The 1,703-nt window shown below is 61.1% G+C and carries 1 protein-coding gene; it reads left to right on the top strand.

What is annotated here, in order from left to right; genetic code table 11:
• Positions 1-1,340, top strand: a 1,340-nt coding sequence (locus AB4043_RS24595) for a hypothetical protein (protein WP_442308404.1), incomplete at its 5' end; no start/stop codon positions are given.
• Between the last annotated feature and the right edge of the window lie 363 nt (positions 1,341-1,703).

The following is a 1,703-nucleotide window of genomic DNA, read 5'->3' as shown; positions in this document are numbered from 1 at the left end:
GTCTACTGGAGCCCACGGATAGCAGCCTTTCTGACGCCCTTCGCGAGCAGGTGCTCTCTGTCGATGAGACGAAGGAGGTCGCGGAAGCAGTGAGTGGTGCGCTCGCCGCCCTCCATGCCGCCGGTCTGATTCATGAGCACGTGGATGCAACCAACGTCTTCGCATCAGGAGAGGTCATCAAGCTGCGCAGCGACTGCTGCCGCGATTGCGTCGGCGATTTCGAAGCGGATACTCCTGAGGCACGCGAAGCTCTACGCCAGCGCGACGTTCACGACCTCGGCCTGCTGCTGCTTCGCTGCCTTGGCCTGGATGGGCAAGCGCATACATCCACACGGTTTCCAAAGCCATTCGATCGCATCATTCCGGGCGCGCTCAATGGAACGCTGAGGTCGGAAGATATCGTCGGCATCCTTCAACCGCCGAAGCAAACCCCCGTTGTCCCCGCGGCGCAGCAGGTTCCTGCAGCGGCAACGATGCCGCCGGCCGTCGCTTCAACGACAAGGGATACGGAGCCCACAATCTCTCGCCGGGTTGTTTCGCCCTCTACCCAGACTTCGTCTTCCATCCAGGCTTCGTCTTCCGTCCAGGCTTCGTCTTCCGTCCAGGATGAGCCAGTGCTCGCTCACAACAGACTCCCCTTCACGGAGGATGGCCCAGACTCGGACGCGACCGCGTCGCCAACGCCCGGCAGCGGCTGGGTGGGGAAGCGGCTCCAGATGGGGCTTGACGGTCTGCTTGAGCAATCGCGCCAGCACCTCGGCACCAAATCCATCGGCGCGGATCTGATACGACGGCTCAGGCCGATGAGGCCAAGGCCCATCAGCCGCAACGCCTATATCGCATCGGGTGCCGCTGCGGTCTTGCTGGGAGTAGTGATCTGGGCTGCCGGGGGTGGCAAGCACGAGGTCAACCAACAGGAGGCCAATAAGCCGGAGGTCAGGGAACAGCCCGCGCCGATCGTCCAAGGTCAACCGGCAACCTCGCAGACCACAGCTGCAAAGCAGACTGTTCCAAAGCAGACATCTGCACCGCCGCCGTCGTCTAAGCCCTCCGCCGTTCCTGAAGCTCACCAGGGACAGAACTCATTACTCGCCTCGAGCGAGCGGGCCGGTTGGCACGTCATCGCCTACACGTATAAGTATGAGCAGCAGGCCCAGGCACAGGCCATGAAGCTGCAGCGCAAATACGTGAGTCTCCATCCGCAGGTCTTCACGCCGACGGGACACGCACCCTATTTCGTAGCTCTGGGTAATCCGTCGAACGAGACAACTGCGATGGACCTCCGCAACCGCGCCCGGCAGGTTGGGCTCCCACGCGACACGTATGCTCGGAACTTCTAAGCTGTCTCAGCGCCGTTGCGCGGCGGCGCAACCATTTCGCACCGAAGGTGCGAATGCCTTGCTTAAGGGGACGGCTTTTAGCCGTCCCGTATTGAGTCCCGACGATATGCGGCTTTAGCCCCTGAGGTATCAAGGCTATGCCCTCAGCGGCTAAATGTGAAGTTTCAATAGGTTGTTGTCCATCTGACCGAGAACGGAGAAGCTGAATGTGACGAGCAAGCAGTATCTTCGGAGGCCAGATGGACTATCACCATCATGCCCGTTTGACAGTGCGTGGTCGAGAGCAACTGATAAAGCGGGTTTTGGAAGAGGGCTGAGCCAGCGCGAGGTGGCAGCCGAGCGCAGGCAGACGGTGGGCAAGTG

Origin of the sequence: Terriglobus sp. YAF25, assembly GCF_052113305.1 — a bacterium.
Lineage (GTDB): Bacteria > Acidobacteriota > Terriglobia > Terriglobales > Acidobacteriaceae > Terriglobus.
Note: the sequence above shows the minus strand (reverse complement) of the source record. Positions and strands in the feature narration are given on the sequence as shown.